The 23,902-nt window shown below is 75.6% G+C and carries 17 protein-coding genes; 5 read left to right on the plus strand and 12 right to left on the minus strand.

The window, feature by feature from the left end:
* Nucleotides 1-6 precede the first annotated feature (6 nt).
* Complete coding sequence (locus QQY24_RS06505; RefSeq protein ID WP_301971712.1) at nt 7-396, plus strand: hypothetical protein; 390 nt, start codon at nt 7-9, stop codon at nt 394-396.
* A gap of 203 nt (nt 397-599) precedes the next feature.
* Here the strand turns inward: QQY24_RS06505 and QQY24_RS06510 are convergent, their stop codons facing one another.
* Entirely contained in the window at nt 600-2,210 is a 1,611-nt protein-coding gene (locus QQY24_RS06510) for an AMP-binding protein (protein ID WP_301971713.1), read from the minus strand.
* Nucleotides 2,207-3,880, minus strand: coding sequence for an AMP-binding protein (locus QQY24_RS06515; protein WP_301971714.1), 1,674 nt, complete (start codon nt 3,878-3,880; stop codon nt 2,207-2,209). The genes QQY24_RS06510 and QQY24_RS06515 overlap by 4 nt, the downstream gene beginning before the upstream one ends.
* Nucleotides 3,881-4,006: 126 nt before the next feature.
* On the opposite strand from QQY24_RS06515, the gene QQY24_RS06520 reads away from it, so the two are divergent.
* The 3 genes from QQY24_RS06520 (at nt 4,007) to QQY24_RS06530 (ending at nt 8,866) form a co-directional block, all read left to right on the plus strand.
* Nucleotides 4,007-4,843, plus strand: a complete 837-nt coding sequence (locus tag QQY24_RS06520) for a helix-turn-helix transcriptional regulator (protein WP_301971715.1) — start codon at nt 4,007-4,009, stop codon at nt 4,841-4,843.
* A gap of 163 nt (nt 4,844-5,006) precedes the next feature.
* Entirely contained in the window at nt 5,007-7,835 is a 2,829-nt protein-coding gene (locus tag QQY24_RS06525) for an AAA family ATPase (protein ID WP_301971716.1), read from the plus strand.
* Nucleotides 7,836-8,074: 239 nt separating this feature from the next.
* Nucleotides 8,075-8,866: a trypsin-like serine protease gene (locus tag QQY24_RS06530; RefSeq protein ID WP_301971717.1), complete on the plus strand. Its 792-nt coding sequence runs from the start codon at nt 8,075-8,077 to the stop codon at nt 8,864-8,866.
* A 356-nt stretch (nt 8,867-9,222) separates the two neighbouring features.
* Here QQY24_RS06530 and QQY24_RS06535 read toward each other — a convergent pair whose 3' ends face one another.
* Genes QQY24_RS06535 through QQY24_RS06555 form a run of 5 tightly spaced genes read right to left on the minus strand, consistent with a single transcriptional unit; the run spans nt 9,223 to nt 17,145 of the window.
* Entirely contained in the window at nt 9,223-10,539 is a 1,317-nt protein-coding gene (locus QQY24_RS06535; RefSeq protein WP_301971718.1) for an extracellular solute-binding protein, read from the minus strand.
* Nucleotides 10,536-11,585: a hypothetical protein gene (locus QQY24_RS06540; protein ID WP_301971719.1), complete on the minus strand. Its 1,050-nt coding sequence runs from the start codon at nt 11,583-11,585 to the stop codon at nt 10,536-10,538. The genes QQY24_RS06535 and QQY24_RS06540 overlap by 4 nt, the downstream gene beginning before the upstream one ends.
* Nucleotides 11,582-13,150, minus strand: coding sequence for a VWA domain-containing protein (locus QQY24_RS06545; protein WP_301971720.1), 1,569 nt, complete (start codon nt 13,148-13,150; stop codon nt 11,582-11,584). The genes QQY24_RS06540 and QQY24_RS06545 overlap by 4 nt, the downstream gene beginning before the upstream one ends.
* 57 nt (nt 13,151-13,207) lie before the next feature.
* The gene (locus QQY24_RS06550; RefSeq protein ID WP_301971721.1) at nt 13,208-15,457 is read right to left on the minus strand and encodes a serine/threonine-protein kinase; all 2,250 of its coding nucleotides are present in this window, start codon (nt 15,455-15,457) and stop codon (nt 13,208-13,210) included.
* On the minus strand, nt 15,454-17,145 hold the full coding sequence (locus tag QQY24_RS06555) for a serine protease (RefSeq protein WP_301971722.1): 1,692 nt from the start codon (nt 17,143-17,145) through the stop codon (nt 15,454-15,456). The genes QQY24_RS06550 and QQY24_RS06555 overlap by 4 nt, the downstream gene beginning before the upstream one ends.
* A 321-nt stretch (nt 17,146-17,466) precedes the next feature.
* Between QQY24_RS06555 and QQY24_RS06560 the strand changes: the two genes are divergently transcribed.
* Nucleotides 17,467-17,907 carry an SRPBCC family protein gene (locus tag QQY24_RS06560; RefSeq protein WP_301971723.1) on the plus strand — a complete coding sequence of 147 codons (441 nt, stop codon included), beginning with the start codon at nt 17,467-17,469 and terminating at the stop codon, nt 17,905-17,907.
* A 60-nt stretch (nt 17,908-17,967) separates the two neighbouring features.
* On the opposite strand, the gene QQY24_RS06565 is transcribed toward QQY24_RS06560, so the two are convergent.
* From QQY24_RS06565 to QQY24_RS06585, 5 genes are read right to left on the minus strand one after another with little or no spacing between them, the layout of a single operon-like run.
* Complete coding sequence (locus tag QQY24_RS06565; protein WP_301971724.1) at nt 17,968-18,606, minus strand: LysE family translocator; 639 nt, start codon at nt 18,604-18,606, stop codon at nt 17,968-17,970.
* A gap of 7 nt (nt 18,607-18,613) precedes the next feature.
* The gene (locus tag QQY24_RS06570; RefSeq protein WP_301971725.1) at nt 18,614-19,831 is read right to left on the minus strand and encodes an XdhC family protein; all 1,218 of its coding nucleotides are present in this window, start codon (nt 19,829-19,831) and stop codon (nt 18,614-18,616) included.
* A 40-nt stretch (nt 19,832-19,871) separates the two neighbouring features.
* Complete coding sequence (locus QQY24_RS06575; RefSeq protein WP_301971726.1) at nt 19,872-22,325, minus strand: xanthine dehydrogenase family protein molybdopterin-binding subunit; 2,454 nt, start codon at nt 22,323-22,325, stop codon at nt 19,872-19,874.
* A complete protein-coding gene (locus QQY24_RS06580) occupies nt 22,322-22,897 on the minus strand; it encodes a (2Fe-2S)-binding protein (protein ID WP_301971727.1) in 576 nt (191 codons plus the stop codon). The genes QQY24_RS06575 and QQY24_RS06580 overlap by 4 nt, the downstream gene beginning before the upstream one ends.
* Nucleotides 22,897-23,790: a xanthine dehydrogenase family protein subunit M gene (locus QQY24_RS06585; RefSeq protein ID WP_301971728.1), complete on the minus strand. Its 894-nt coding sequence runs from the start codon at nt 23,788-23,790 to the stop codon at nt 22,897-22,899. The genes QQY24_RS06580 and QQY24_RS06585 overlap by 1 nt, the downstream gene beginning before the upstream one ends.
* Nucleotides 23,791-23,902 lie beyond the last annotated feature (112 nt).

The following is a 23,902-nucleotide window of genomic DNA, read 5'->3' on the forward strand; positions in this document are numbered from 1 at the left end:
GGTACGGTGCGCACAGGACTCCTGCGGGCCCTCGGCGCGGCGACCGCGGTCATCGGCACCGGGTTCGTGTACCGGCCCGGCCTGATGGCGCGGCCGGCGGGTCTGGCGGCCCCCGACGGGCACGTCGATCCGCGCACCGCGCTCGCGGTCCGCGCGCTGGGGTGGCGGGACGCCGCCACCGGCCTGGCCATGCTCGTCGCGCCGGACGGGCGCCCGCTGGCCACGGCGGCCGCCGTGCGCATCGCGCTCGACCTCGGGGACGGTGCCGTGTTCGGCACCGCCGTGCCGGGCCGGGTCCGCCGGGCCGGGACGCTCGCCGCCGCCGGCGGGTGGGCCGCCCTGACGCTCGCGGGGCTGCTCGGCGGCCGCCGCACCGGGGCCGTTCGCGCGGTCTGAGCACGGCCTGACGCACCGGGGGGCGGGGCGCACCGGGGGGGCGGTCCTTCCTCCGGGGAGGGACCGCCCCTCGAACGGGCCGGACGGGCCGGACGGCCCGCCCGGCGGCCCCGGGCCGGCCCTGGAGCCGAGTGCGCCGCCGGCCGCGCGCCCGCCGCGGGGCCCGCCCTCGGGCCTCCTCCGCGTGCTCGTCGCCCGGGGCTTCACGCCCCGTACGTCTCGCGCAGCTCCACCTTGCGCACCTTGCCGGAGACCGTCATCGGGAAGGAGTCGAGGATCTGCAGCCGGCTGGGGATCTTGTAGTGCGCGAGCCGCCCCCGGCAGAAGGCGCGCAGCTCCTCCAGGGTCGGCGGGTCGGCCGCGTCCCGCGGGATGACGCAGGCCAGCACCTCCTCGCCGTACGTCTCGTGCGGCACCCCGACGACCTGGACGTCCCGGATCCGGGGGTGGGCGTAGAGGAACTCCTCGATCTCGCGCGGGTAGATGTTCTCCCCGCCCCGGATGATCATGTCCTTGATCCGGCCGACGATCTCCACGTAGCCGTCCTCGCGCATCACCGCCAGGTCCCCGGTGTGCATCCAGCGGCCCGCGTCGACGGCCTCGGCGGTCTTCTCCGGTTCGTTCCAGTAGCCGAGCATCACGCTGTAGCCGCGGGTGCACAGCTCGCCCGCCGCACCGCGCGGCCGGGTGACGCCGGTGGCCGGGTCGACGACCTTGACCTCCAGGTGCGGGAGGACGCGGCCGACGGTGCCGGTGCGGTGCTCCAGGTCGTCCTCGATGCGGGTCTGCAGGGAGACCGGGGAGGTCTCCGTCATGCCGTAGCAGATGGAGACCTCCTCCATGTGCATCTCGGCGACCACCCGCTTCATGACCTCGACCGGGCAGGGCGAGCCCGCCATGATGCCGGTGCGCAGGGTGGAGAGGTCGTAGGAGGCGAAGTCGGGGAGGTTCAGCTCCGCGATGAACATGGTGGGCACGCCGTACAGCGAGGTGCAGCGCTCCCGCTGGACGGCCTCCAGGGTGGCCCTCGGATCGAAGGACGGGGCCGGGACGACCATGCAGGCGCCGTGCGAGGTGGCCGCGAGGTTGCCCATCACCATGCCGAAGCAGTGGTAGAAGGGCACCGGTATGCAGATCCGGTCCCGCTCGCTGTAGGCGATCGACTCCCCCACGAAGTAACCGTTGTTGAGGATGTTGTGGTGGGAGAGGGTGGCCCCCTTCGGGAACCCGGTCGTCCCGGAGGTGTACTGGATGTTGATCGGGTCGTCGCAGGACAGCTCGGCCTGCCGGGCCAGCAGTTCGTCACGGCGGTCGGCGCGGCCCAGGGCCGTGAACGCCTCCCAGCCCGGGTCGCCGATGTAGACGGTCCCGGCCAGCAGCGGGCACCTGCCGCGCACTTCCTCGACCATCGCGCGGTAGTCGCTGCCCTTGTGGCTGACGGAGGCGAACAGCAGCGAGATGCCGGCCTGCTTCAGGACGTACTCCACCTCGTGGGTGCGGTAGGCCGGGTTGATGTTGACCATGACGGCGCCGACGCGGGCGGTGGCGTACTGGACGAGCACCCACTCGGCGCAGTTGACCGCCCAGATGCCCACCCGGTCGCCCTTGGCCACCCCGCTCGCCAGCAGCGCGTACGCCAGCCGGTCGACGTCGGCGGAGAACTCGGCGTACGTCCAGCGCCGCCCGGAGGGCACGTCGACCAGGGCCTCACGGTCCGGCCAGGCGGCCACGGCCCGGTCGAGGCTGGCGCCGATGGTGTCCCCGAGCAGCGGGGTGGGCCCCGTGCCGTGCGCGTACGACGGTGCGGGGCTCACCGGAAGTCCTCCTCGCGGTACTCGTCGTCGGAGCCCGCGGCCGTGGCCTCGCGCAGCTCGATGCGGCGGATCTTGCCGGAGACGGTCTTGGGCAGCGCCCCGAACTCCAGCCGGCGGATGCGCTTGTAGGGCGCCAGCACCTCGCGGGAGTGCTCGAAGAGCACCTTCGCTGTGTCCGGTCCGGGCCGCCAGCCCTCGGCGAGGACGACGTACGCCTTGGGCACCGCCAGGCGCACCTCGTCCGGCGCGGGCACCACGGCGGCCTCGGCGACCGCCTCGTGCTCCAGGAGCGCGCTCTCCAGCTCGAAGGGGCTGATCTTGTAGTCGGAGGCCTTGAAGACGTCGTCGCTGCGCCCGATGTAGGTCAGGTATCCGTCGGCGTCGCGGGCGGCGACGTCCCCGGTGCGGTAGTAGCCGCCGGCCATGGCCCGCGCGGTGCGGTCGGGGTCGCCGTGGTAGCCGGTCATCAGGCCCACCGGGCGGTCGGACAGGTCGAGGGCGATCTCGCCCTCGGTGGCGCCGGGTGCTCCGGAGACCGGGTCGAGCAGTTCCACCCGGTAGCCGGGGCTGGGGCGGCCCATGGAGCCGGTCTTCAGCGTCTGGCCGGGGCTGTTGGAGACCTGTACGGCGGTCTCGGTCTGCCCGAAGCCGTCCCGGATGGTGACCCCCCAGGCCCGCCGGACCTGGTTGATCACCTCGGGGTTGAGCGGTTCGCCCGCGGCGAGCGCCTCGCGCGGCGGGGTGGCGAGCTGGGTGAGGTCGGCCTGGATGAGCATGCGCCACACGGTCGGCGGGGCGCAGAAGGTGGTGACCGCGTTGCGGTCCATCTCGGCCATCAGGCGGGCGGCGTCGAAGCGCGTGTAGTTGTGGATGAACACGGTCGCCTCCGCGTTCCACGGCGCGAACAGGTTGGACCAGGCGTGCTTGGCCCAGCCCGGCGAGGAGATGTTCAGGTGCACGTCCCCGGGCCTGAGGCCGATCCAGTACATGGTGGCCAGGTGGCCGATCGGGTACGAGGTGTGGGTGTGCTCCACCAGCTTGGGGCGGGCGGTCGTGCCGGAGGTGAAGTACAGCATCAGCGGGTCGTCGGCCAGGGTGGGCCCGTCCGGCAGGAACCCGGCCGGAGCGGCGTAGGCGTCCTCGTACGGCTCCCAGCCCTCCTCCGGCAGCCCGCCGACCGCGATCCGGGTGTAGGCGCCGGGCACGTCCGCGAACTTCGCCGTGTCCTCGGCGCGCACGAGCACGTGCTTGACCCGGCCCCGCTCCACCCGGTCGCGCAGGTCGGCCGGGCCCAGCAGCGGGGTCGCCGGGACGACGACCGCGCGGAGCTTCATCGCCGCCAGCGCGGTCTCCCACAGCTCCGCCTGGTTGCCGAGCATGACGAGGATGCGGTCCTCGGCGGCGACGCCCCGCGCGCGCAGGTGGTTGGCGACCCGCGCCGAGCGGTCGGCCAGCTCCGCGAAGGACAGCCGGGTCTCGGTGCCGTCCTCCTCCACGATGTGCAGGGCGGTCCGGTCGTTGCCCTCGGCGATCACGTCGAACCAGTCCAGCGCCCAGTTGAAGTGCTCCGGCCGCGGCCAGGTGAAGCCCGCGTAGGCGGTGGCGTAGTCCTCGCGGTGTTCCAGCAGGAAGTCCCGCGCGCGCCTGAAGACGTCGGTCGCCGTCGTCATCGTGTCCTCCTCATGTTCCGGACCATTGCCGGGCGGCTCTCTGGCATCGTCTAATCCGTGATGCGGGTCTCACTACCCCCGGACGGGGGTGTGGGCGGCCCGGAAGCGTGTCGAAGGGGCAAACAGGTGGCAGCAGAAGCCGTGGCGGCGGTGGAGATACACAGCGCGCTGGCCCGGCTGCGGCGCACGACGGGCCTCCCGGTCGCCTTCGGCGGCCTGGTCGAGGCGGGCCGGCCGCAGATCCGCATCAGCGAGCTGAGCGGCACGAACACCGTCGCGCTGCGCTCGCTGGCGGTGACCTCCGGCAACGGCCTGGGCGGCAAGGCGGTCGCGCTGGCCCGGCCCTGCGCGGTGGCGGACTACTCCCGCTCCCGGCAGATCAGCCACGAGTACGACGTCCCGGTGGCCGTCGAGGGCATCTGCTCGGTCCTCGCCGTGCCGGTCGTCGTGCACCGCCGGGTGCGCGGAGTGCTCTACGGCGCGCTGCGCAGCGCCCAGCCGCTCGGCGACCGCACGCTCGGCGCGGCGGTGGCGGCGGCGCGGGACGTGGAGCAGGCGCTGGTCGTGCGGGACCAGGCACGGGGGCTGCTGGCGGCGGCGCGGCCGGAGGGCGCGGACGCGGCGGCCGGCACGGGTGCGGCCTGGGAGCAGGTGCGCGAGGCGCACGCGGCCCTGCGTGCCCTCGCGCCCCGGATCACGGACCCCGGGCTGCGCGCGGAACTGCTCGCCGCGTGCGGGCTGCTGACCGCGCCGCCACGAGCGGGGGGCGCGAGCCTGGCGCCCCGCGAACTGGACGTGCTGTCCTGGGTGGCGGCGGGGGCCACCAACGCGGCGGTGGCCGAGCGGCTGGCCCTGCGTCCGGAGACGGTGAAGGGATACCTGCGCTCGGCGATGCGGAAGCTGGGCGCGCACACCCGGGGAGAGGCGGTGACCGCGGCCCGCCGGGCGGGCCTGCTGCCGTAGGCCGGCCGCGGCGGCCGCGGCGGCCGGGAAACACGCCGTTCACACGGCGCCGATTTGAATGTTTCTCCGCCGGGCCGTTGTTATTTCCCTCACCACGGCTTCCGTCCGAATTTCGGGGATCGTTGCCTAGAATTTGGCCTGGACACGACATGGGAGGGGAACGGTGACCGTGCGAAGGGACTTGCAGGAGCCTGCCCGATGCCGCCCCGACCTGCTGATCGGCCGCGAGGAACTGTTCACGGCGGCCCGGGACCACCTCGCCTCGGGTGGCAGTGTGCTGCTCCACGGCCCCGCCGGAATAGGAAAATCGACGGTCCTGCGGGCATTGGCCGAGAAATACGGCGCCGGGATGCGGACCGTGTTGCGCTGCTCCGCCACGGAGTCCGAATCCCACCTTCCCTTCCTGGCCCTCGCCGACCTCCTCGGACTGGCCCTCGAAGAGGTCTCCCCGCGGCTGCCCGCCGCCCAGCGCACCGCGCTGGAGTCGGCGATCACCGGCCGCGGCGAGTCCAGCCTCCAGCGCGACGGCCTCGCCCTGCGCCTCGCGGTGCTCTCCACCCTGCGTGCGCTCGCCGTCCGGGGCCCGGTCCTGGTGGTCGCCGACGACCTGCAGTGGCTGGACCCGGCCAGCGCCGAGCTGCTCGGCTTCGCCGCCCGCCGCCTCGGCGGCACCCCGGTGCAGCTGCTGTGCGCGGTGCGCACGGAAGGGCAGGAGGGCCAGGAGTACGACCGCCACCTGCGCGCCTGCCCGCCGGACACCCTCCCCGTCCGGCTCGGCCCGCTCACCCGCGCCCAGGTGGCCCGGCTCCTCGACCACCGCGGCCACGGCGGCCTGTCCCGCTCCACCGTCCGCGAGATCCACCGCACCAGCGGCGGCAATCCACTGTTCGCCCAGGAGCTGGGCCGGGCCCTGGCCGACAGCCCCACCCCGCCCCGGCCGGGCGAGCCGCTGCCGGTGCCGACCTCGCTGCGCGCCCTGGTGCTCAGCCGGCTGGACATGCTGTCGGCCGGGGCCCGCCACACCCTGCTGGTGGCCAGCGCCGGAGCACGCCCCACCCCGGCGCTGCTGCACGCGGCCGGCCGGACGGACGCCGAGGCCGAGTGCGCCCAGGCCGCCGAACTCGGGTTGCTGGCCACCGGGCCGGAGGCACCGGCCGTGCGGTTCGCGCACCCGCTGATCTCCGCCGCGCTGTACGCGGAGGCGCCCGCGCAGGAACGGCGGGCCGCGCACGCGGCGCTGTCCACCGCCGCCTCCGACCCGATCGAGCGGGCCCGGCACCTGGCCCTGGCCGCCACCGGCACCGATCCGGAGGTGGCCGCCCGGCTCGCCGATGCCGCCGCCCTGGCCCGGGACCGCGGTGCCCCCTCGGTCGCGGCGCAGCTCGGCCTGCTCGCCGCCCGGCACACCCCGGCCGGCAGCGCGCCCGGACCGGACGAACGGCGGCTGCAGGCCGCCGAGGACGCCATCACCGCGGGCGAGGTCGACCTGGCCCGGGACATCGCCCGCGAGGTGCTGACCCGTACGACCGTGCCCGCCGAGCGGGTGCGGGCCTGGATCGTCGTCATCGACACCGCCGGCCACACCATGGCCGAGGTCGACGCCGTCTTCCCGCAGGCGCTCGCCGACGCCGGCGACGACCCGCGGCTGCTGGCCCTCGTCCACTACCAGCTGGCCTGGCGTGCGCTCATCGTGGAGGGCGACTTCACCGAGGCCCGCGAGGCCGCCGCGCACGCCGCCGACCTGGCCGCGCGCGGCGCCGACCGGCGCACCGAACTGCTCGCCCTGGCCTTCCAGGCGCAGACCGAGACCCTGATGGGCCATCCGGAGGCGCCCCGCACCATCAAGCGCGCCCTGCGGGAGCCCCAGGACCCGCGGGTCGCGTGCCACCACAACGGCGCCGGCAGCGCCCGGTTCCGCTGGCTGGTGATGGGCGACCAACTGGCCGAGGCCCGGGCGACGGTCACCGGGCTGCTGCGCGAGGTGCGCCGGCGCGGCTCGGTGGAGAGCGAGGTGCACTTCCTGCGCGGGCTCGCCGAGACCGAACTGCGCTCCGGGCACTGCGGACGTGCACTCGAACTGGCGCGCGAAGGTCTCCGGCTCGCCCGGGACTCCGGGATCGGGGAGACCGCCTCGGCGATGCTCACCTCGCTCGCGGAGGCCTCCGGCGGCGACGTGGACCGGGCGCTGGTCCTCGCCCGGGAGGCGGTGGCCCACGCCGAGGAGGACGGCGACCAGATGTACCTGTCCCGGGCCCTCGGCGCGCTCGGTTACGCCCAGTTGGTGGCGGGCGACCCGGCGGGCGCGGTCCGCTCGCTGCGCCGGGTGCGCCGGCTGGAGCTGGACCTCGGCATCACCGACCCGGCGCGCGGCCGCTGGCACGGCGACCTGGCCGAGGCGCTGGTCCGCACCGGTGAGACGGCAGAGGCGCGGGACGTCATCGACACCAGCCGCGAACACGCGCTGCGACTGGGCCGGGAGAGCGTGCTGGCCGTCCTCGACCGGGCGGAGGCCCTGGTGCGCGCCGCCCTCGGCGACCAGGAGGCCGCCCTCGCCCGGCTGACGTCCGCTCAGGACCGGCTGGGCAAGCTCGGCTACGGCCTGGAGGAGGCCCGGGCCGCGTTCGCACTGGCCCAGCTGCGCGCCCGGCGGGCGGACGGCGGCCCGCGGCGCACGGCGGCGTACGACGAGGCCACCCGGCTGTTCCGGCGCTGCCGTGCGCTGCCCTGGCTGCGCCAGGTGGACGAAGTCCTCACCGCGCCGGAGCCCGGACCGGCGGAACCGGCCGTGCCGGACGCCCTGGCGGGCCTGGCCGCGATGGAACGCCAGGTGGCCGCGCTCGTCATGGAGGGCGCCACCAACCGGGAGATCGCCGCCCGGCTGTTCGTGAGCGTGAAGACGGTCGAGGCGACCTTGACCCGGGTCTACCGCAAACTCGGGATCCGATCGCGCGTGGACATCGTCCGATTGGCGGCGGCTCGCCGCGCGAAGTGAGATCGCGGCCGGTTAACTGATCCGGACCGAGGGTTTTCCCTCACCCCACCCCCTAGGGGGTTCCCTCATTGGGAGCCGAGGGTCCCGGGTCCTAGCGTAATGGGCGTGCCGCTCGCCCGGGCACACGGGGTCGGTCCCTCCCCCAGGCTCTCGGTCCCGCCCGAGCAGGGGGGTGGCCCCGTCCCGTGCCCACCCCGCACCCGCGCGACCCCCACCGGCAACCCCCACTGAGGAGACTCATGTTCGGGATCAGACGTGCCAGCAAGACCGCCGCGGCCCTGCTGGCCACCGCCGCAGCGGCGGCGACCACGCTGCTCGCCTCCCCCACGGCGAGCGCCGCGCCCCAGCCGATCGTCGGCGGTACGACGACCACGACGACCTCGTACCCCTTCATGATGCAGATCACGGACGCGTCCGGCTTCCAGTTCTGCGGCGGCACCCTCGTGTCCGCGACCAAGGTCGTGACGGCCGCGCACTGCATGGTCGGCGAGACCACCAGCGGCGTCCGCGTGGTCGGTGGCCGCACCTACCTCAACGGCACCAACGGCACGGTGAGCCGGGTCAGCAGGATCTGGGTCAACCCGGGCTACACCGACGCCACCAACGGCGACGACGTGGCCGTGCTGACCCTGTCGACGTCGATGCCGTACACCCCGGCGCCGTACGTCTCCGCCTCCCAGACCAGCGTGTACGCGGCCGGCACCACGGCCCGCATCCTCGGCTGGGGCACCACCTCGGAGAGCGGCGGCTCCTCCAACCAGCTGCGGACCGCGACCGTCCCGATCGTGTCCGACTCCAGCTGCAGCAACTCCTACGGTTCGGACTTCGTCAGGACCGACATGGTGTGCGCCGGATACACGTCCGGCGGCGTGGACACCTGCCAGGGCGACAGCGGCGGTCCCCTGCTCATCGGGGGCGTCCTGGCAGGGATCACTTCCTGGGGCGAGGGGTGCGCGGAGGCGGGTTACCCGGGTGTGTACACCCGGCTGACCACCTTCTCGAACCTGGTGACCGCACAGGTCAACTCGTAGCCCGGAAGACTTCCCGAGCACCCCTCGGGTACCCGGCAGGGGGGCGTTGCGGGCCACCACGAGCGGCCCGCAACGCCCTCCCTCTCCACATCCGCCCCCACCCGGGTGCCGCACCGCCGGCCCCGGCGCCGGGGCGTTCCGGTGCCGGGGACACCGGCCGTGCGCCGTCGTTCCCCGGGGACGACGCCCTGGACCCGGCCACCCGCCGCCCGGCCGCCGAGGCGGGCCGGGCGCAGGGACGGGGACCGCGGGTGGCGTGGAGCCGGAACCGGCCGGTCGCCCGGGAGGACGTCCCCGGCACCTGCGGCTGACCCGCGCCCGCGACCGGGCGCCCGCGGTCGCCCGGTCCGGCCGGTTCAGGTGCCGTGGTCGCAGACCGACCGCAGCCAGACCAGGCCCTTGGCCCCGCGCAGCGTGTCGAGGTTCTGCAGCAGGGCGTCCAGGTGGGACGGGCCGGGGTCGGCGAGGAAGTCGACGGCGGACTGCGCGAAGGCGTCGCGGACCGGGGGCGGCATGGCGTCGGAGGCGTCGAAGCAGTGGACCGCCCCGGTGTCGAGGAGGGTGGCGGCCAGGGAGCGGTGCCAGCCGGCGTCGGGGCCGGTGGACTGCGCCCCGGCGTGGACGGAGAAGCCCGACTCCTTGGCGTTCCAGGTCCGCTGGGCCCCGGCGGAGGCGAGGTGGCGGATCAGCTCGCGCGCCTGCGGGGTGTCGTGCAGCAGGGCGACCAGGTCGCCGGAGACCTCCCAGGCGTCGCGCACGGCGGCCCCGGGGATGAGGTGGGCGGAGGGCTCGTAGCGGCCGTCCACCTCCTCCCAGGCCCGCCGGGCGCGGATGAAGGACGCCTGGTGCTCCAGCGTGCACTGCCGCGGATGCGCGGTGACCAGCCCGGACGCGTCGCGGTACTCGGTCAGCAGCGCCCGCCGGACGAGGTCCGGCGACGTCCCGGCGCCCACCATCCGCCCCCAGGTCGTCCAGGCCCGCCGCACCTGCGCGGAGCGCCAGGGCAGCCGGCCGCCCGCCCAGGCCTGGTAGGTCCGCGGGCCGTACTGCTGCAGGAGGATGTCCTCGATCCAGTCGGTGCCGGGCCAGCCGCTGGTGGCGCCGGACCCCATGCCCAGGCACCACTGGTCCGGCCGGCGCGCAGCCTGCCGGCGCTGCCGCTCGCCGGTGCCCGCCGGGTACCAGACGATGCTCTTCAGGTCGGCCTTGAGCGGGAACCAGTACACGTGCCCCTGCACGGGGGTGGCCCAGGACTCGCTGAAGGCGTCCCGCGGGACGAGGCCGTCGAGGGGTTTGAGCTGCTGCTGCCCCGCGTAGTCGGCGAGTTCGCCGGGTCCGGTGAGCACGACCACGTCCGGCGGGGTGCCGGCCTCGACGTCGGCGCTGAGCACCTGGCTCTCGGCGGAGCTGCCCTGGTAGTCGACGCGGACGTGGTGCTTCCGCTCGAAGGGGACGATGACCGCCTCCCGGAAGGCGCGCGCGTCCCCGCCGGTCCAGTTGGCCAGCAGCGTGACGGCCGGCTCCTGCCGCAGGACGCGCGCGCCGGCCACGGCGGCCGCCGCCAGCACGGCCAGGCAGCCCACCACCGCGGTGACGGTGCGCACGAGGCGCCGGGAGGGGCGGCGCCGGGCCCCGGGTGCGGCCGGTGCCGGGCCGCCGGCGGGGGCGCTCACCGGGGGGTGAACCGGTAGTCGTCGACGTGCTGCCGCAGTCCGGTCTCGGCCAGTGCCATGAGCAGGGCGCCTCCTATCACGATCCACACCGACGCCGCCGCGCGGAAGCCGGTGCCGGCCAGGTACGCGGCGGTGTGCCGCCTCGCCTCGGTGATGGCCGCCCGCCCGGTCGGTGACCGGTCGAGCAGTCCGTAGGTGTCGGTCATGCCCTGGCGGGTCCGCACCGTGAACACCACCAGGGTGACGAAGCCGACGGCCAGGACGGCGAGCGCGCCGATCAGCCGGCGGTTGTAGCGGCGCCGGAAGCGGCGGCGCAGGAAGAGCTGGGTCTCCACCAGGGCCGCGCCCAGGGCGAGGACGAGCAGCGCGGCCACGCTCCAGCCGAGCCGCAGCGGCCACCCGAAGGAGGTCTGCCGCGCCATCGCGGCCCGCTGTTGCCCGCGCAGCACCCGCAGCCGGGCCTCGATGCCGGACCCGTCGGCCTCCAGCATGCTGGAGGCGTACTTCAGGTAGGCGTCCCGCAGCACGCTGCCGACGGGCTGCAGTTGCGCCCTGGAGACCCAGGCGCTGTACCCGGTGATCAGTCCGGCGACCGTCTGCAGCGCCTGCCGGCCCGCCCGGCCGCCCACCTCGTCGGTGGCGGCGAGGGCGACGCTCTGCGCGGCGACCGAGACCTGCTTCTGGAACTCGCTGGCGGACGGGGTCGGTCCGGTCGCGTCGGCGTGTGCCCGGCCGAGCGCGTACAGGGCGGTGTCCAGCGCGACGACGGCGGGGGTGGTGGAGGAGCGCAGCGGGCCGGCGTCGCCGTGCACGCCCTCGTAGGACAGGAAGAGGGTCACGGTCAGCAGGGCGGACAGGGCCAGCAGCAGACGGCGGCGCACGGCGAGGTCGTGCGCGGTCGTGCTGCCGCCGTCGGCCGGGGGCCGGCCGGCGCCGAGGAGCCGGCCGAGGACGCGGGACAGCCGGACGGCCGGGTCGCGGGGGCCGGCGGCGGTGTGCGCGGGTGCCCGCCCGGTGCGGCCGGGTGCGTCTGCGCCGGTGCTCATGCCGTCCCTCCCAGCGGCCGCCCGCAGTCGCCGCCGCAGTACACGGAGTCCGCGGGGCCGATCCACCCGCAGTCCGGGCAGGTGATGAGGCCCGAGGGGCCGGAGGGGCCGGGATCGCCGGGGCCGGGCGCGCCGGCCGGGCCGGGGGGTGCCCCGGTGACGGGCGGGCCGGCGGCGGGGGGACCGGCGGCCTGCGGGCCGGGGGATGTCCGCTGCGGTGGGGTGGTCATCGCGCTGGAGAGGATCAGGTGCTGCCAGTCGACGTCCTTCAGGCCGCCGCGGATCCGGCCCGTGCCGGGTCCGCCCTCGATCCGGCCGAGCGCGCCCCGGAGCTGGTCGTCGCCCAGGTCCTCGGCCAGCGTCAGCGCCCGGGCCAGCTCGCGGTCGGCCTCGGCCCGGCCGTCGGCACCCCGCAGCCAGGCCCGGTAGGCCCGGGCCACGGCGGCGCCGGCCTGCTGGTACAGCTCGTGGCGGCGGACGCCGGGGTGCTGCCGGGAGGCGTCGAGCGGGTTGTCGGTCCAGCGCACCAGGACGGGCCGCGGTGCGGGCAGCCGCACCGCGCGCCCGAAGTCGGGCACCACCACCTCGACGGCGGCGAGCTGGAGTTCCTCGCCGATCTCGCGGCCGGTCGGGTCGGCGGCCAGGACGACCTGGAAGTGCCGGGTCTCCTCGCCCCAGGCGCGGGTGACGTACTCGGTGCCGCGTTCGCCGAACCCGGGTCCTTCGGCGGGGAGTTCCCGCTCGCCGGGCACGACCTGCTTGACCCGGCGGACCACGGTGCCGGGGGTGGGGGTGATTCTCAGGCGCAGCTCTGGGACGGCGGTTCCGAGCAGGCCGTTCACCAGTTCCTCGTAGACGGCGGTCAGTTCGGACTCGCGGCGGACCGCGCCGGCCCGGCCGTGCAGGCGCCGGGTGATGTGCAGCAGCAGGTCGGCGTCCCAGTCGTCGCCGATGCCCCAGGCGTCGCAGACGAACCGGCCCTCGCAGGCGTCCAGGGCGGTGTCCAGCCGCATGGCGGCGCGGTGGTCGTGCTCGTTGCGCCCGTCGGTGAGCAGCAGGACGTGTTTGACCGGCGCGGCCTGCTCCTTCAGCAACCGCCGGGCGAGGTCGAGCCAGTGGCCGATGGCGGTGCCGCCGTCGGCGTCCAGGATGCGGACCGCGCGCTCGGCGGCGGCGCACTCGGCGGGTCCGGCGACGGCCATCGCCTCGCGGCCGGGCCCCGGGTGGACGACGGTGGCGTCGAACCGGCCGGAGAGCACGGCGAAGGAGGTGCCCTCCGGCAGCAGCCGCAGCGCCGCGGCCGTGGCGTCCTTGGCGGCGTGCAGTTTGGCGGCCGGGTGGAGCATCGACCGGGAGGTGTCGACGATCAGCACCTCGGCGAGGGCGGGCCCGAACCCGTGGGCGGGGGCGGCGCGGCGCGGGCCGCCGCTGACGCCGATCTCCACGATGGCGTGCATCTCCTGGTCGCGGGCCCGGCCGGCGGCGGCCGGACCGGCGGGCAGTTCCTCGTTCTGCCCGACCTCGAGCGTCACCGTGATGTCCTCGGTGTTCCGGGCCACGCCCATCGCTGCGTCCCTCGCTTCCGTGCGGCTTCGTGGTGTGCGGCGTCCGTGTGCGGGGGGTCAGAAGGTGGTCATCGGCCGCACGGCGTGGGCCAGGTCGAGCAGCCGGCCGTGTTCGCCGGCGGTGCGGGCCTGCGCGGCCAGCTGCCGGAAGGACTGCTCCAGCAGTGTGCGCAGCGGTTCCTCGGCGCCGGATCCGAACAGGTCCCCGGCCGGGAAGTCCGGCCCCCAGCCCCGCCCGGGCCGGCCGTGCAGGGCGTTCTCCCGGACCTCCGCGACCAGCCGGGCCCGCGACCCGCCGTCGGCGGCACCGCCGTCCAGGCGCAGCCCGGGCAGCCGCCGCCACGCGTCCCGCAGGTCGGCGACCGTCGGGGAGCGGCCGTGCAGGAGGCCGGCGCGGACGCGGACGGCCGCGATCCGGGCGTCGTCGTAGTGGCGGGAGGTGGAGGGGACGTCGTCGAGGACGCGTACGGCGGCGTCGCGGTCGCCGGCGGCCAGGTGGCCGCGGGCCAGGCCGAAGGCGGCGGCGGTGTGGGCGAAGTCCCTGGCCCACACGGCCTCGTAGAACCTCATGGCGCGGACGGTCCCGCCGGCGCCGGCGTGTTCGGCGCAGTGGCCGAGGGCCAGTTTGGGCACGTACTCGCCGGGCAGGGCCCGGTAGACGGCCTCGAAGCAGGTGCCGGCCCGCGGGACGTCGGCCCTGCTGAGGTGGAGCACGCCGCGGTGCCAGGCGATCCGCCAGTCGTGGGCGGCGGTGCGTTCGCCGAGCTGGGTCTCGGCCTCGGCGAGCCAGCTCTCGGCCTGGTCCCGCTCGCCCCGTCTGAGGTAGGCGCGGCACAGCCACAGCGCGGTCTCCGGAGTGCCGAGGCGGGATTCGCGGGACCACTGGCGGGCGATCCGGTCGGGGGCGTCGGGCGGGAAGGCGTCCAGGAGCAGGGCGGCTCCGTCAGCGGGGTCGGGCACGGGCTCGGGCAGGGCGCCGGCGACCTCCGCGGCCGGGGGCGGGGAGACGTCCAGTCCGACGGGGCGGTCGCCGGCGCGGGCGGTCCAGTGCTCCAGGGCGGGGATGGCGCCGAGTCCGGCGTCGAGGCTGGCCTCGGTGGCGCGGAACCGGGTGGAGCTCTCCGGCAGTTGTTCGCCGAACTGCAGCGCGCGGAACTCGCGCAGCACTTCCCACAGCTGGCGGGACATCTCGGCCGCCGACCGGAACCGGGCGCGGGGCTCGGCGTGGGTGGCGCGGTCGACGAGCCGGCGGAAGGAGTCGGGGGCCAGGCCGCGGGCCGGCTCGGTGTTCCGGGCCAGGGCCTGCAGGGTGGTGCCGACGGTGTAGAGGTCGCTGTCGACGTGCCAGCCGCGGCCGTCGATCTCCTCCTTGGGCGGGGCGAAGCCGGCGGTGTAGACGTAGGCGGAGTCGCGGTCGCCGGCGGCGCGGACCGCGCCGAGGTCGATGACCTTGACGGCGCGGGCGAAGTGGATGACGTTGGCGGGCTTCATGTCGCAGTAGAGCAGGCCGCGTTCGTGCAGGTACTGCAGGACCCCGAGGATCTTGCAGCCGTAGGTGAGGACGTGGTCGAGGCGGGGGCGGCCCTGGAAGACGCGCTCGGCGTCGTCGGCGTCGAAGAGCTGCTGCAGGGAGCGCCCGCCGATGTAGTCCATGACGAGGTAGCCGGTGGGCGGGCGGCCGGGGGCCTGGTGCTCGGCGTAGGTGATGATGCGGACGATGTCGGGGTGGTGCAGGTCGGTCAGCGAGCGGCGTTCCTCGACGGCGTTGCGGCGGGCGAGTGCGTCGTGGACGTTGATCAGTCCCTTGAGGACGACGCGGTGGCCGTCGGCGCGGGTGTCCTCGGCGAGGTACACCCAGCCGAGGCCGCCGCGGGCCAGGCAGCCGAGGATGCGGTAGTGGCCGGCGACGACGTCGCCGGTGTGCAGCTGGGGCAGGAAGGAGTAGGGGGTGCCGCAGCGGGGGCAGCGGCCGGTGGCACGGGCGGGCTGGCCGCCGTAGCCGATGCCGACGGTCATGGTGCAGCCGTCCGCGCCGCACCGCCGGCCGCCGGTGGGCGGCCGGGGGTCCTCGACCAGGCCGCCCTCGGGGACGGGGACGTGGGGCAGCCGGACCAGTGCGTGCTCGTCGAGTTCGCCGACGCCGGCGACGGCGTGGGTGGGCTGCGGGGCGGGCGGGTCCCCGGCGCGGGGTGCGGGTGCCGGGGGCGCCTGCGCGGGCGGGGGCCGGTGGTGTCTGTGCCCGCAGGTGTCGCAGTAGCCGGTGGCCATGATGCGGCCCGCACAGCCGGGCCGGATGCACGAGGTCATGGCGCGCCCTCCCTTCCGGGTGCCGTGCCGGAGCAGAATCCGGTGAACCTCCGGGCGGCGGCCTCCGCCCGCTCGACGTCGCAGGGGGCCTGCCGCAGCAGCGCCAGGGCGTCCTCGTAGAGCCGGTAGGCCTCCACGACCCGGTCGCCGTGTGCCGCGGCCCGCTCCCTGCACAGGGGCCATTCGGCGCTGACGCGGCCGAGGAGTTCGTCGCGGCGGTGCGAGCGCGCGTCGAGGACGGCGATGGCCCGCTCCAGCCGCTGCCGGCGGCGGTCGACGGCGTCCTCGAAGGTGAACAGCAGGTCCGCGCCGCGGGGTTGCCGTTCCCGTTCGGGGGTGTGGGCGATCCAGGCGCGCAGCATCCGGGTGCGGCGCACGCCGGCCTCGGCCTGGTCGAGCAGGCCCCGGTCGGCGGGGTCGGGCAGCACGCGGTCGCGGCGCCGGTCGAGCGCGGGCCCCAGGGTGTCGACGATGTGGTCGAGCTGGTGGTGCAGCCGCGTCCAGCGGTCGCGCAGCGGGCGGTGGACGAAGGTCTCGGCGGCCTGGTCGGCACGGCCGCCCCGGCGGCGGAAGACCAGCAGCAGGCGGGCCCCCTGCCGGGCGAGCCGGTCCAGCGTGCCCAGCAGGGCGTCGGGTTCGGCGGCCCGGTCGACGCCGGCGAGGACGGCGGTGAGCGGGACGCGCAGGGCACCGGGCCGTTCCAGGCGGGGATCGCCGCGCAGGCCGAGCCGTTCGGCGATCCGGTCCGTGACCTGGGTGACCGTCAGGTCCCGCACGTCAAGCGCGAGGTCGTGGCCGCCGGCCGGGGGCACGGTCTCGGGCGGGTCGTGGCTGAAGGCGCTGGTGTTGCGTTCGGTGCGCAGCTCCCGGTCGGCCAGGGTGATCGCGCGCTGGAGGGTCCAGGCGCGGGTGCTGCGGGCGGGGACGACGGTGACGAGCACCGGCCAGCCCTCGCCCCGGAACCAGGACGCGAGTTCGGTGGCGAACGGCACGTCGAGGGTGCCCGCGCCGCCGGCCGCGGCGGCGCGCAGGGCGGGGTCGACGGCTTCGGCGCCGTCGGTCCAGGCGGCGGCCTGCGGCAGGTGGCTGAGGATGGTCTCGGTGGGGCTCATGTAGCTGAAGGCGGAGGCCCGGTCCTGATCGACGCTGAGGACGATGCCGATGACCCGGTCGGTGGCGTGGTCGACGACCCCGCCGCCGCTGAAGCCGGGGGCGGCCAGCTCGCCGGGGGTCTGCGGGCGCAGCTGCACCTGGTTGTCCCGGCCGCGGGCGGCGACCAGGGTGGCGCCGTGCCAGCGTCCGCCGTCGTCGCCGTCCGGGAAGCCGTACATGCTCACCGGGCCGTGCGGCGAGGCGAGCCGGTACAGGCGGGTGGGGTGCCCGGCGGGCCGCGGCTCGGCCAGCCGCAGCAGGGCCAGGTCGCCGCTGCGGTCGCCGAAGGCGTCCTCGCGCTCGGGCACGTGCTCGTCCTCGCCGACGGTGGCGGCCGTACCGGGGACGCCGGGGACGCCGACGAAGTGGACGACGTAGGGGCGGCCGGGGCGGACCACGTGGGCCGCGGTGAGGACCCGGTCGGGGGCGAGCAGCACTCCGGCGCCCAGGACCCGTCCGCCCGGCTCTTCGATCCGGGCGATCCATGAGGGCGTGCGTAACGGCGATGTGACGGCTCGCTCCCCCGTGCGCGTCATGTCGACCGACGTTACTCGCCGTGGCGTGCCGTCACCACTGGTGTGCGCGGGTTTTCGGGACCGTTCGGCGCACACCGGCCCACAACCGGTCGAAGAAGCGCATCCCCTGAGCCATGCACGGCGTGCGGGGTCGGCGCGTGCCCCTTCGCCCCGCACCGGGCGGACCCCGCTCCCGCCGCGCAGCGCGCGCCCGGCGGGGCGCCCCGAGCGGGCCGCGGCCCGCGGCCGGACGGCGCAGGACCGGTGACGGGTCCTTGGGCCGACCAGGTGAGCCGGGGACGAACGCGCCGGCGGCCCCGGCCGGCTGTCTACGATCGTTCCGTGCCCCTCTTCACCCTCGAACGCACGGCCCCGCTCCCCGCCGGCGAGGCGTGGCGCCGGCTCACGGACTGGCCGCGGCACGCCGGCGTGGCCCCGCTGACCCGGATCACCGTGCTCACCCCGGGGCCGACCCGGGTGGGGACCCGGTTCGCCGCCCGCTCGGCCGTGGGTCCGCTGGGCTTCGACGACGTCATGGAGGTCACGGTGTGGCGCCCCCCGGCCGACGGCGGACCGGGGCTGTGCCGGTTGGACAAGCGCGGCCGGGTGATCCTGGGCTGGGCCGAGATCGAGGTCCGGCCGGGGCCCGGCGGCCGGACCCGCGTGGTGTGGCGGGAGGAGCTGCGGGTCCGCTTCCTGCCGGGCCTGTTCGACGGCGCCGTGGACCGGGCGTCCCGCGCGGTGTTCGGACGGGCGGTGACCCGGCTGCTCCGGCAGCCGTGAGGCACCGGGCCGGCACCGGCCCCCTGGCCGCTGGCCCCCGGCGGGACGGCCGGCGGTGCCTCAGTCGTTGCGGCCCGTCGCGGCGACCGTCACGCCCGGGCCGATCATCGCCAGTCCGCCCGCCCCGCCCACCGCGGACAGCCGCCGGGGCGAGCGGGCGAACCAGTCCCGGGCCGCGGAGGCCACCAGCCCCCAGGCGCTGTCGGAGACGACCGCGATGACGTTGAAGACCAGGCCGAGCAGCAGCGTCTGGAGGGGCACGCGCCCGCGGCCCGGGTCGGCGAACTGGGGCAGTACGGCGGCGAGGAACACGACCGTCTTGGGATTGGCGACCCCGACCGCGAACCCCTCCCCCAGGGTGCGCGGACCGCCGTGCGCCGGGCCGGCGGAGTCCGCGAGCGCGGCCCGCAGGGACCCGCGCCGCCGCCATGCCCCGGCGCCGAGGTGCACGAGGTGGGCGGCGCCCGCGAGCTTCAGGGCCGTGAAGAGGACGACCGAGCGCTCCACGGCCGGCCCGACGCCGAGGGACACGGCCACGACGAGCACGTAGGCGCCGAGGGCGTTGCCCACGACGGTGGTCAGCGCGGTCCGGCGGCCGTGCGCGAGCGCGCGCCCGATCACGAAGAGCACGCCGGGGCCGGGGACCACGATCAGGAGCGAGGACGGGGCCGCGAAGGCCGGCAGCCGGCCGGTGGACACCCTGGCCTCATGCGAGCACGCCACCGGGGGCGCGCGGGAACCCTTTTTCCCCGGGTCGTGCGTCCCCGGCGCCTCCGGCCACCGGGCCGGCCCGCCCCGCGGGCCGTGCGCCGGCGTCGTGGTGGATCGGGGTGTGCCCACCGGTCAGCGGGGCGCCGCTGCCGCCGCGCCGGTGGGCGACGATCTCCGCGGCGATGGACAGGGCCGTCTCCTGCGGTGTCCGGGCACCGAGGTCGAGGCCGATCGGGGAGCGCAGGCGCGCCAGCTCCGGTTCGGTGACACCGGCCTCGCGCAGGCGTGCGGCGCGGTCGAGGTGGGTGCGGCGGGATCCCATCGCGCCGACGTAGGCGACCGGCAGGCGCAGGGCGAGCCGCAGCAGCGGCACGTCGAACTTGGCGTCGTGGGTCAGGACGCACAGGACCGTGCGGCCGTCGACCCCGGTGCGCTCCAGGTACCGGTGGGGCCACTCGACGACGATCTCGTCGGCCTCCGGGAAGCGGGCCGGGGTGGCGAAGACGGGCCGGGCGTCGCACACCGTGACGTGGTGGCCGAGGAACTTGCCGACGCGGACGAGGGCCGACGCGAAGTCGACCGCCCCGAAGACGATCATCCGGGGCGGGGGCACGGAGGACTCGACCAGGACCGTGAGCGGGGAGCCGCAGCGCGAGCCCCGCTCACCGATCTCCAGGGTGCCGGTGCGGCCCGCGTCCAGGAAGGCACCGGCCTCGGCGGCGACCGTGCGGTCCAGTTCGGGACGGGCGCCGAAGCCGCCCTCGCCCGACCCGCCGGGCCGCACCAGCAGGGCCCGGCCCCGCAGGGCGGCCGGTCCCGCCACGATCCGGGCGAGCGCCGCCGCCTCCCCGCGTGCGGCGGCGGCCAACGCCGCCACGGCCACCGGCCGGGCCGGATCGTCCGCCCGGAACGGCGCGACGAGGACGTCGATGACACCGCCGCAGGTCAGGCCGGCGGCGAACGCGTCCCCGTCGTCGTACCCGAAGCGCTCCAGGACGGTTTCCCCGTCCTGGAGCGCCTGCCGGCACAGCTCGTAGACGGCCGCCTCCACGCAGCCGCCGGAGACCGAGCCGACGGCCGTGCCGTCGGTGTCCACCGCGAGGGCGGCGCCGGGCCGGCGCGGAGCGCTGCCGCCGACGGCCACCACGGTGGCGACGGCGAAGTCGCGGCCCTGCTCGGCCCACCGGTTCAGCTCGTCGGCGATGTCCAGCATCTCTCGGTCTCCTCACGGGGCGCACGGACGGTCCGGCGGATCACGTACCCGTGAGGTGCTCGGGACGCACCGGTGTCCGGTTCAGCTCCAGCCCGGTCGCGTTCCGGATCGCCGCGAGGACGGCCGGCGTGGACGACAGGGTCGGGGCCTCGCCGGCGCCGCGCAGCCCGTACGGGGCGTGGTGGTCGGCGAGTTCGAGCACGTCGACCGGGATGGTCGGCGTGTCGAGGATCGTGGGGATCAGGTAGTCCGTGAAGGAGGGGTTCTTGACCTTGGCGGTCCCGGGGTCCACGACGATCTCCTCCATCACCGCGACGCCCAGGCCCTGGACGGTGCCGCCCTGGATCTGGCCGATGACGGAGAGCGGGTTGAGCGCCTTGCCGACGTCCTGGGCGCAGGCCAGTTCGATGACCTTGACCAGGCCGAGTTCGGTGTCGACCTCCACGACCGCGCGGTGCGCGGCGAAGGAGTACTGGACGTGCCCGTTGCCCTGGCCGGTGCGCAGGTCGAAGGGCTCGGTGGGCCGGTGCCGCCACTCCTGCTCGACCTCCACGGCCTCGTCGCCGAGGACGTCCACCAGATCGGCGAGCGCCTCGCCGCCGTCGGTGACGACCTTGCCGTCCTCCAGCAGCAGCTCCGCCGTCGCCCAGGCCGGGTGGTGGGAGCCGAACCTGCGGCGCCCGATCTCCAGCACCTTCTCGCGGACGAGCCCGCAGGCGTTCCGCACGGCGCCGCCGGTGACGTACGTCTGCCGGGAGGCCGAGGTCGAACCGGCGCTGCCCACCCGGGTGTCGGCGGGGTGGATGGTCACCTGGGCGACCCCGAGCTCGGTGCGGGCGATCTGCGCGTGGACGGTGACACCGCCCTGGCCGACCTCCGCCATCGCGGTGTGCACGGTGGCGACGGGCTCGCCGGCGACGACCTCCATGCGGACCCTGGCGGTGGAGTAGTCGTCGAAGCCCTCGGAGAAGCCGACGTTCTTGATGCCGACCGCGTAGCCCACGCCCCGTACGACGCCCTCCCCGTGCGTGGTGTTGGACAGCCCCCCGGGCAGCTGCCGTACGTCGGCGCCCTCGCTGGACTCCCACTGGCGCTCCGGCGGCATGGGCATCGCCTCGACGCGGCGCAGGAGTTCGGCGACGGGGGCGGGCGAGTCGACGGGCTGGCCCGTCGGCATGACGGTGCCCTGTTCCATGGCGTTGCGCCGGCGGAACTCCACCGGGTCCAGGCCCAGCCTCCCGGCCAGCTTGTCCATCTGCGCCTCGTAGGCGAAGCACGCCTGCACCGCGCCGAAGCCGCGCATGGCACCGCAGGGCGGGTTGTTGGTGTAGAGGGCGATGGCCTCGAGGTCGACGTCGTCCACGGCGTAGGGGCCGACCGACAGGGAGGCGGCGTTGCCGACGACCGCCGGGGAGGCGGAGGCGTAGGCGCCGCCGTCCAGGACGATCCGGCACCTGACGTGCGTGAGCCTGCCGTCGCTGGTGGCACCGTGCTCGTAGTGCAGGCGGGCCGGGTGGCGGTGGACGTGGCCGAAGAAGGACTCGAACCGGTTGTAGACGATCTTCACCGGCCTGCCGGTGCGCAGCGCCAGCAGGCAGGCGTGGATCTGCATCGACAGGTCCTCGCGACCGCCGAACGCCCCGCCGACGCCGGCCAGGGTCATGCGCACCTTCTCCTCGGGCAGGCCGAGGACGGGCGCGATCTGGCGCAGGTCGGAGTGGAGCCACTGGGTGGCGATGTAGAGGTGGACGCCGCCGTCCTCCTCCGGCACGGCGAGGCCGGACTCGGGACCGAGGAAGGCCTGGTCCTGCATGCCGAAGTGGTACTCGCCCGTCACGATCACGTCGGCCCGCTCGCGGGCCCGCGCCGCGTCGCCGCGGACGACGGGCTGGCGGTGGACGACGTTCGGGTGCGGGACGTGGCCGATGTGGTGGTCGGTGCGGTTCTCGTGGACGAGGACCGCGTCCGGCGCGGTCGCGGAGGCCTCGTCCGTGATGACGGGCAGTTCCCGGTACTCGACCCTGATCCTGGCGGCGGCGCGGCGGGCCGTCTCCGGGTGGTCGGCGGCGACGATCGCGACCGGCTCGCCGTGGTGGCGCACCTTGCCGTGGGCGAGGACCGGGGTGTCCTGGATCTCCAGGCCGTAGTTCCTCACGTCGGTCGGCAGGTCGTCGTACGTCAGCACGGCGTGGACGCCGGGCGTGGCGAGGGCCTCGCCGGTGTCGATCGAGACGATCTCGGCGTGGGCGACGGTGGAGCGCAGGATCTGGCCCCACAGCATGTCCTCGTGCCACAGGTCGGAGGAGTAGGCGAACTCGCCGGTGACCTTCAGGATGCCGTCCGGCCGGAGCGTGGACTCCCCGATGCCGCCCCTGGTCCGTGAATCCTGGGTGATCCCGGTGGGGGTGCCGCTGGGGGAAAACGGAGAAGAGGGAGAAGAGGGGGAGGAAGGGGAAGAGGAGGAGGCCCGGGCGGACGGGGAGGGCGTCGTCATGCCGTCCCTCCCTGCCGGGCGGCCGCCAGGCGGACCGCGTCCATGATCTTCTCGTAGCCGGTGCAGCGGCACAGGTTGCCCGACAGCGCCTCGCGGATGTCCGCGTCGGTCGGGTTCGGGTTGTTCTCCAGCATCTCGTCGGCGGCGACCAGCAGCCCCGGTGTGCAGAAGCCGCACTGCACGGCGCCTGCGTCGATGAAGGCCTGCTGGACGGGGGAGAGCCCGGTGCCCCCGCCGGTCCGCGCGTCGGTGCCCCCGGCGGCCTGCCACCGCCGTGCCTCGTCCAGCGGGGTGCCGTGCGCGCCGCTCGCGCGGGAGCGCTGCCTGGCGTGGTCCGCCAGGCCCTCGACGGTCACGACCTCGCGGCCCTCCACCTGGCCGGCCGCGACCAGGCAGGAGCACACCGGCACGCCGTCCAGGCGCACGGTGCAGGAGCCGCACTCGCCCTGCTCGCAGGCGTTCTTGGAGCCGGGCAGGCCGAGGCGCTCGCGCAGGACGTACAGCAGGGACTCGCCCTCCCAGACGTCGTCGGCCTCCTGCGGGCGCCCGTTGACGGTGAAGTGGACGCGCATCAGGCAGCTCCCTCGGTGGTGCGGCGGGTGCCGCGGTAGGACTCCCAGGCCCAGGTGAGCGTCCGGCGGGCCATCACACCGACCGCGTGGCGGCGGTAGCCCGCGGTGCCCCGGACGTCGTCGATCGGGTTGCAGGCGGCGGCGCACAGGTCCGCGAACCGCTGGGCGACCGAGGGGGTGATGGCCTTCCCGTTGTCCCAGAAGCCGCCCTCCTCCAGGGCCGCGGCCAGGAACTCCTCGGCGGTCCCGGCCCGCACCGGGGTCGGGGCGGCCGAGCCGATGCCGGTGCGGACCGTGCGGGTGGCGGGGTGCAGGGCGAGCCCGAAGGCGCACACGGCGATGACCATGGCGTTGCGGGTGCCGACCTTGGAGTACTGCTGCGGGCCGTCGGCCTTCTCGACGTGGACGGCGCGGATCAGCTCGTCGGGGCGCAGGGCGTTGCGCTTGACCCCGGTGTAGAACGCGTCGATCGGGATGAGCCGGGTGCCGCGGGCCGCCGACTCGACCTCGACCTCGGCGCCGGCGGCGAGCAGGGCGGGGTGGGCGTCACCGGCGGGCGAGGCCGTGCCGAGGTTGCCGCCCACGCCGCCGCGGTTGCGGATCTGCGGGGAGGCGACCGTGTGGGAGGCGAGGGCCAGGCCCGGCAGCTCGGCGCGCAGGTGCCGCATGATGCCGGCGTACGGGACGCAGGCACCCAGCCGCACGCTGTCCTCGCCGACCTCCCACTCGTGGAGGTCGGCGACGCGGTTGAGGTCGAGGAGGTGCTCGGGCCGGCGGTGGTCGAAGTTGATCTCGACCATCACGTCGGTGCCACCCGCGATCGGCACGGCGGCGGGGTGCTCGGCCTTCGCGGCGAGCGCCTCCTCCCAGCTGGCGGGGCGCAGGAAGTCCATGACCGGCTCTCTCCTTCGTCTCGTGGATCGAACGGATCGGGCCGGTCCGCGTGCGACGGGTCCGGCTCGTTCATGTCCTGTTCACGCGGAGTGGACCCAGTACACCGCTCCG

This window comes from Streptomyces sp. TG1A-8 (assembly GCF_030499535.1).
In the GTDB taxonomy this organism is placed as follows: domain Bacteria; phylum Actinomycetota; class Actinomycetes; order Streptomycetales; family Streptomycetaceae; genus Streptomyces.

What these genes read in the sequence shown, in the direction of transcription:
- QQY24_RS06515 (WP_301971714.1), bottom strand. Translation starts at nt 3,880, where the DNA reads ATGACGACGGCGACCGACGTCTTCAGGCGCGCGCGGGACTTCCTGCTG.
- QQY24_RS06530 (WP_301971717.1), top strand. Translation starts at nt 8,075, where the DNA reads ATGTTCGGGATCAGACGTGCCAGCAAGACCGCCGCGGCCCTGCTGGCC.
- QQY24_RS06540 (WP_301971719.1), bottom strand. Translation starts at nt 11,585, where the DNA reads ATGAGCACCGGCGCAGACGCACCCGGCCGCACCGGGCGGGCACCCGCG.
- QQY24_RS06545 (WP_301971720.1), bottom strand. Translation starts at nt 13,150, where the DNA reads ATGGGCGTGGCCCGGAACACCGAGGACATCACGGTGACGCTCGAGGTC.
- QQY24_RS06550 (WP_301971721.1), bottom strand. Translation starts at nt 15,457, where the DNA reads ATGACCTCGTGCATCCGGCCCGGCTGTGCGGGCCGCATCATGGCCACC.
- QQY24_RS06555 (WP_301971722.1), bottom strand. Translation starts at nt 17,145, where the DNA reads ATGACGCGCACGGGGGAGCGAGCCGTCACATCGCCGTTACGCACGCCC.
- QQY24_RS06570 (WP_301971725.1), bottom strand. Translation starts at nt 19,831, where the DNA reads ATGCTGGACATCGCCGACGAGCTGAACCGGTGGGCCGAGCAGGGCCGC.
- QQY24_RS06575 (WP_301971726.1), bottom strand. Translation starts at nt 22,325, where the DNA reads ATGACGACGCCCTCCCCGTCCGCCCGGGCCTCCTCCTCTTCCCCTTCC.
- QQY24_RS06580 (WP_301971727.1), bottom strand. Translation starts at nt 22,897, where the DNA reads ATGCGCGTCCACTTCACCGTCAACGGGCGCCCGCAGGAGGCCGACGAC.
- QQY24_RS06585 (WP_301971728.1), bottom strand. Translation starts at nt 23,790, where the DNA reads ATGGACTTCCTGCGCCCCGCCAGCTGGGAGGAGGCGCTCGCCGCGAAG.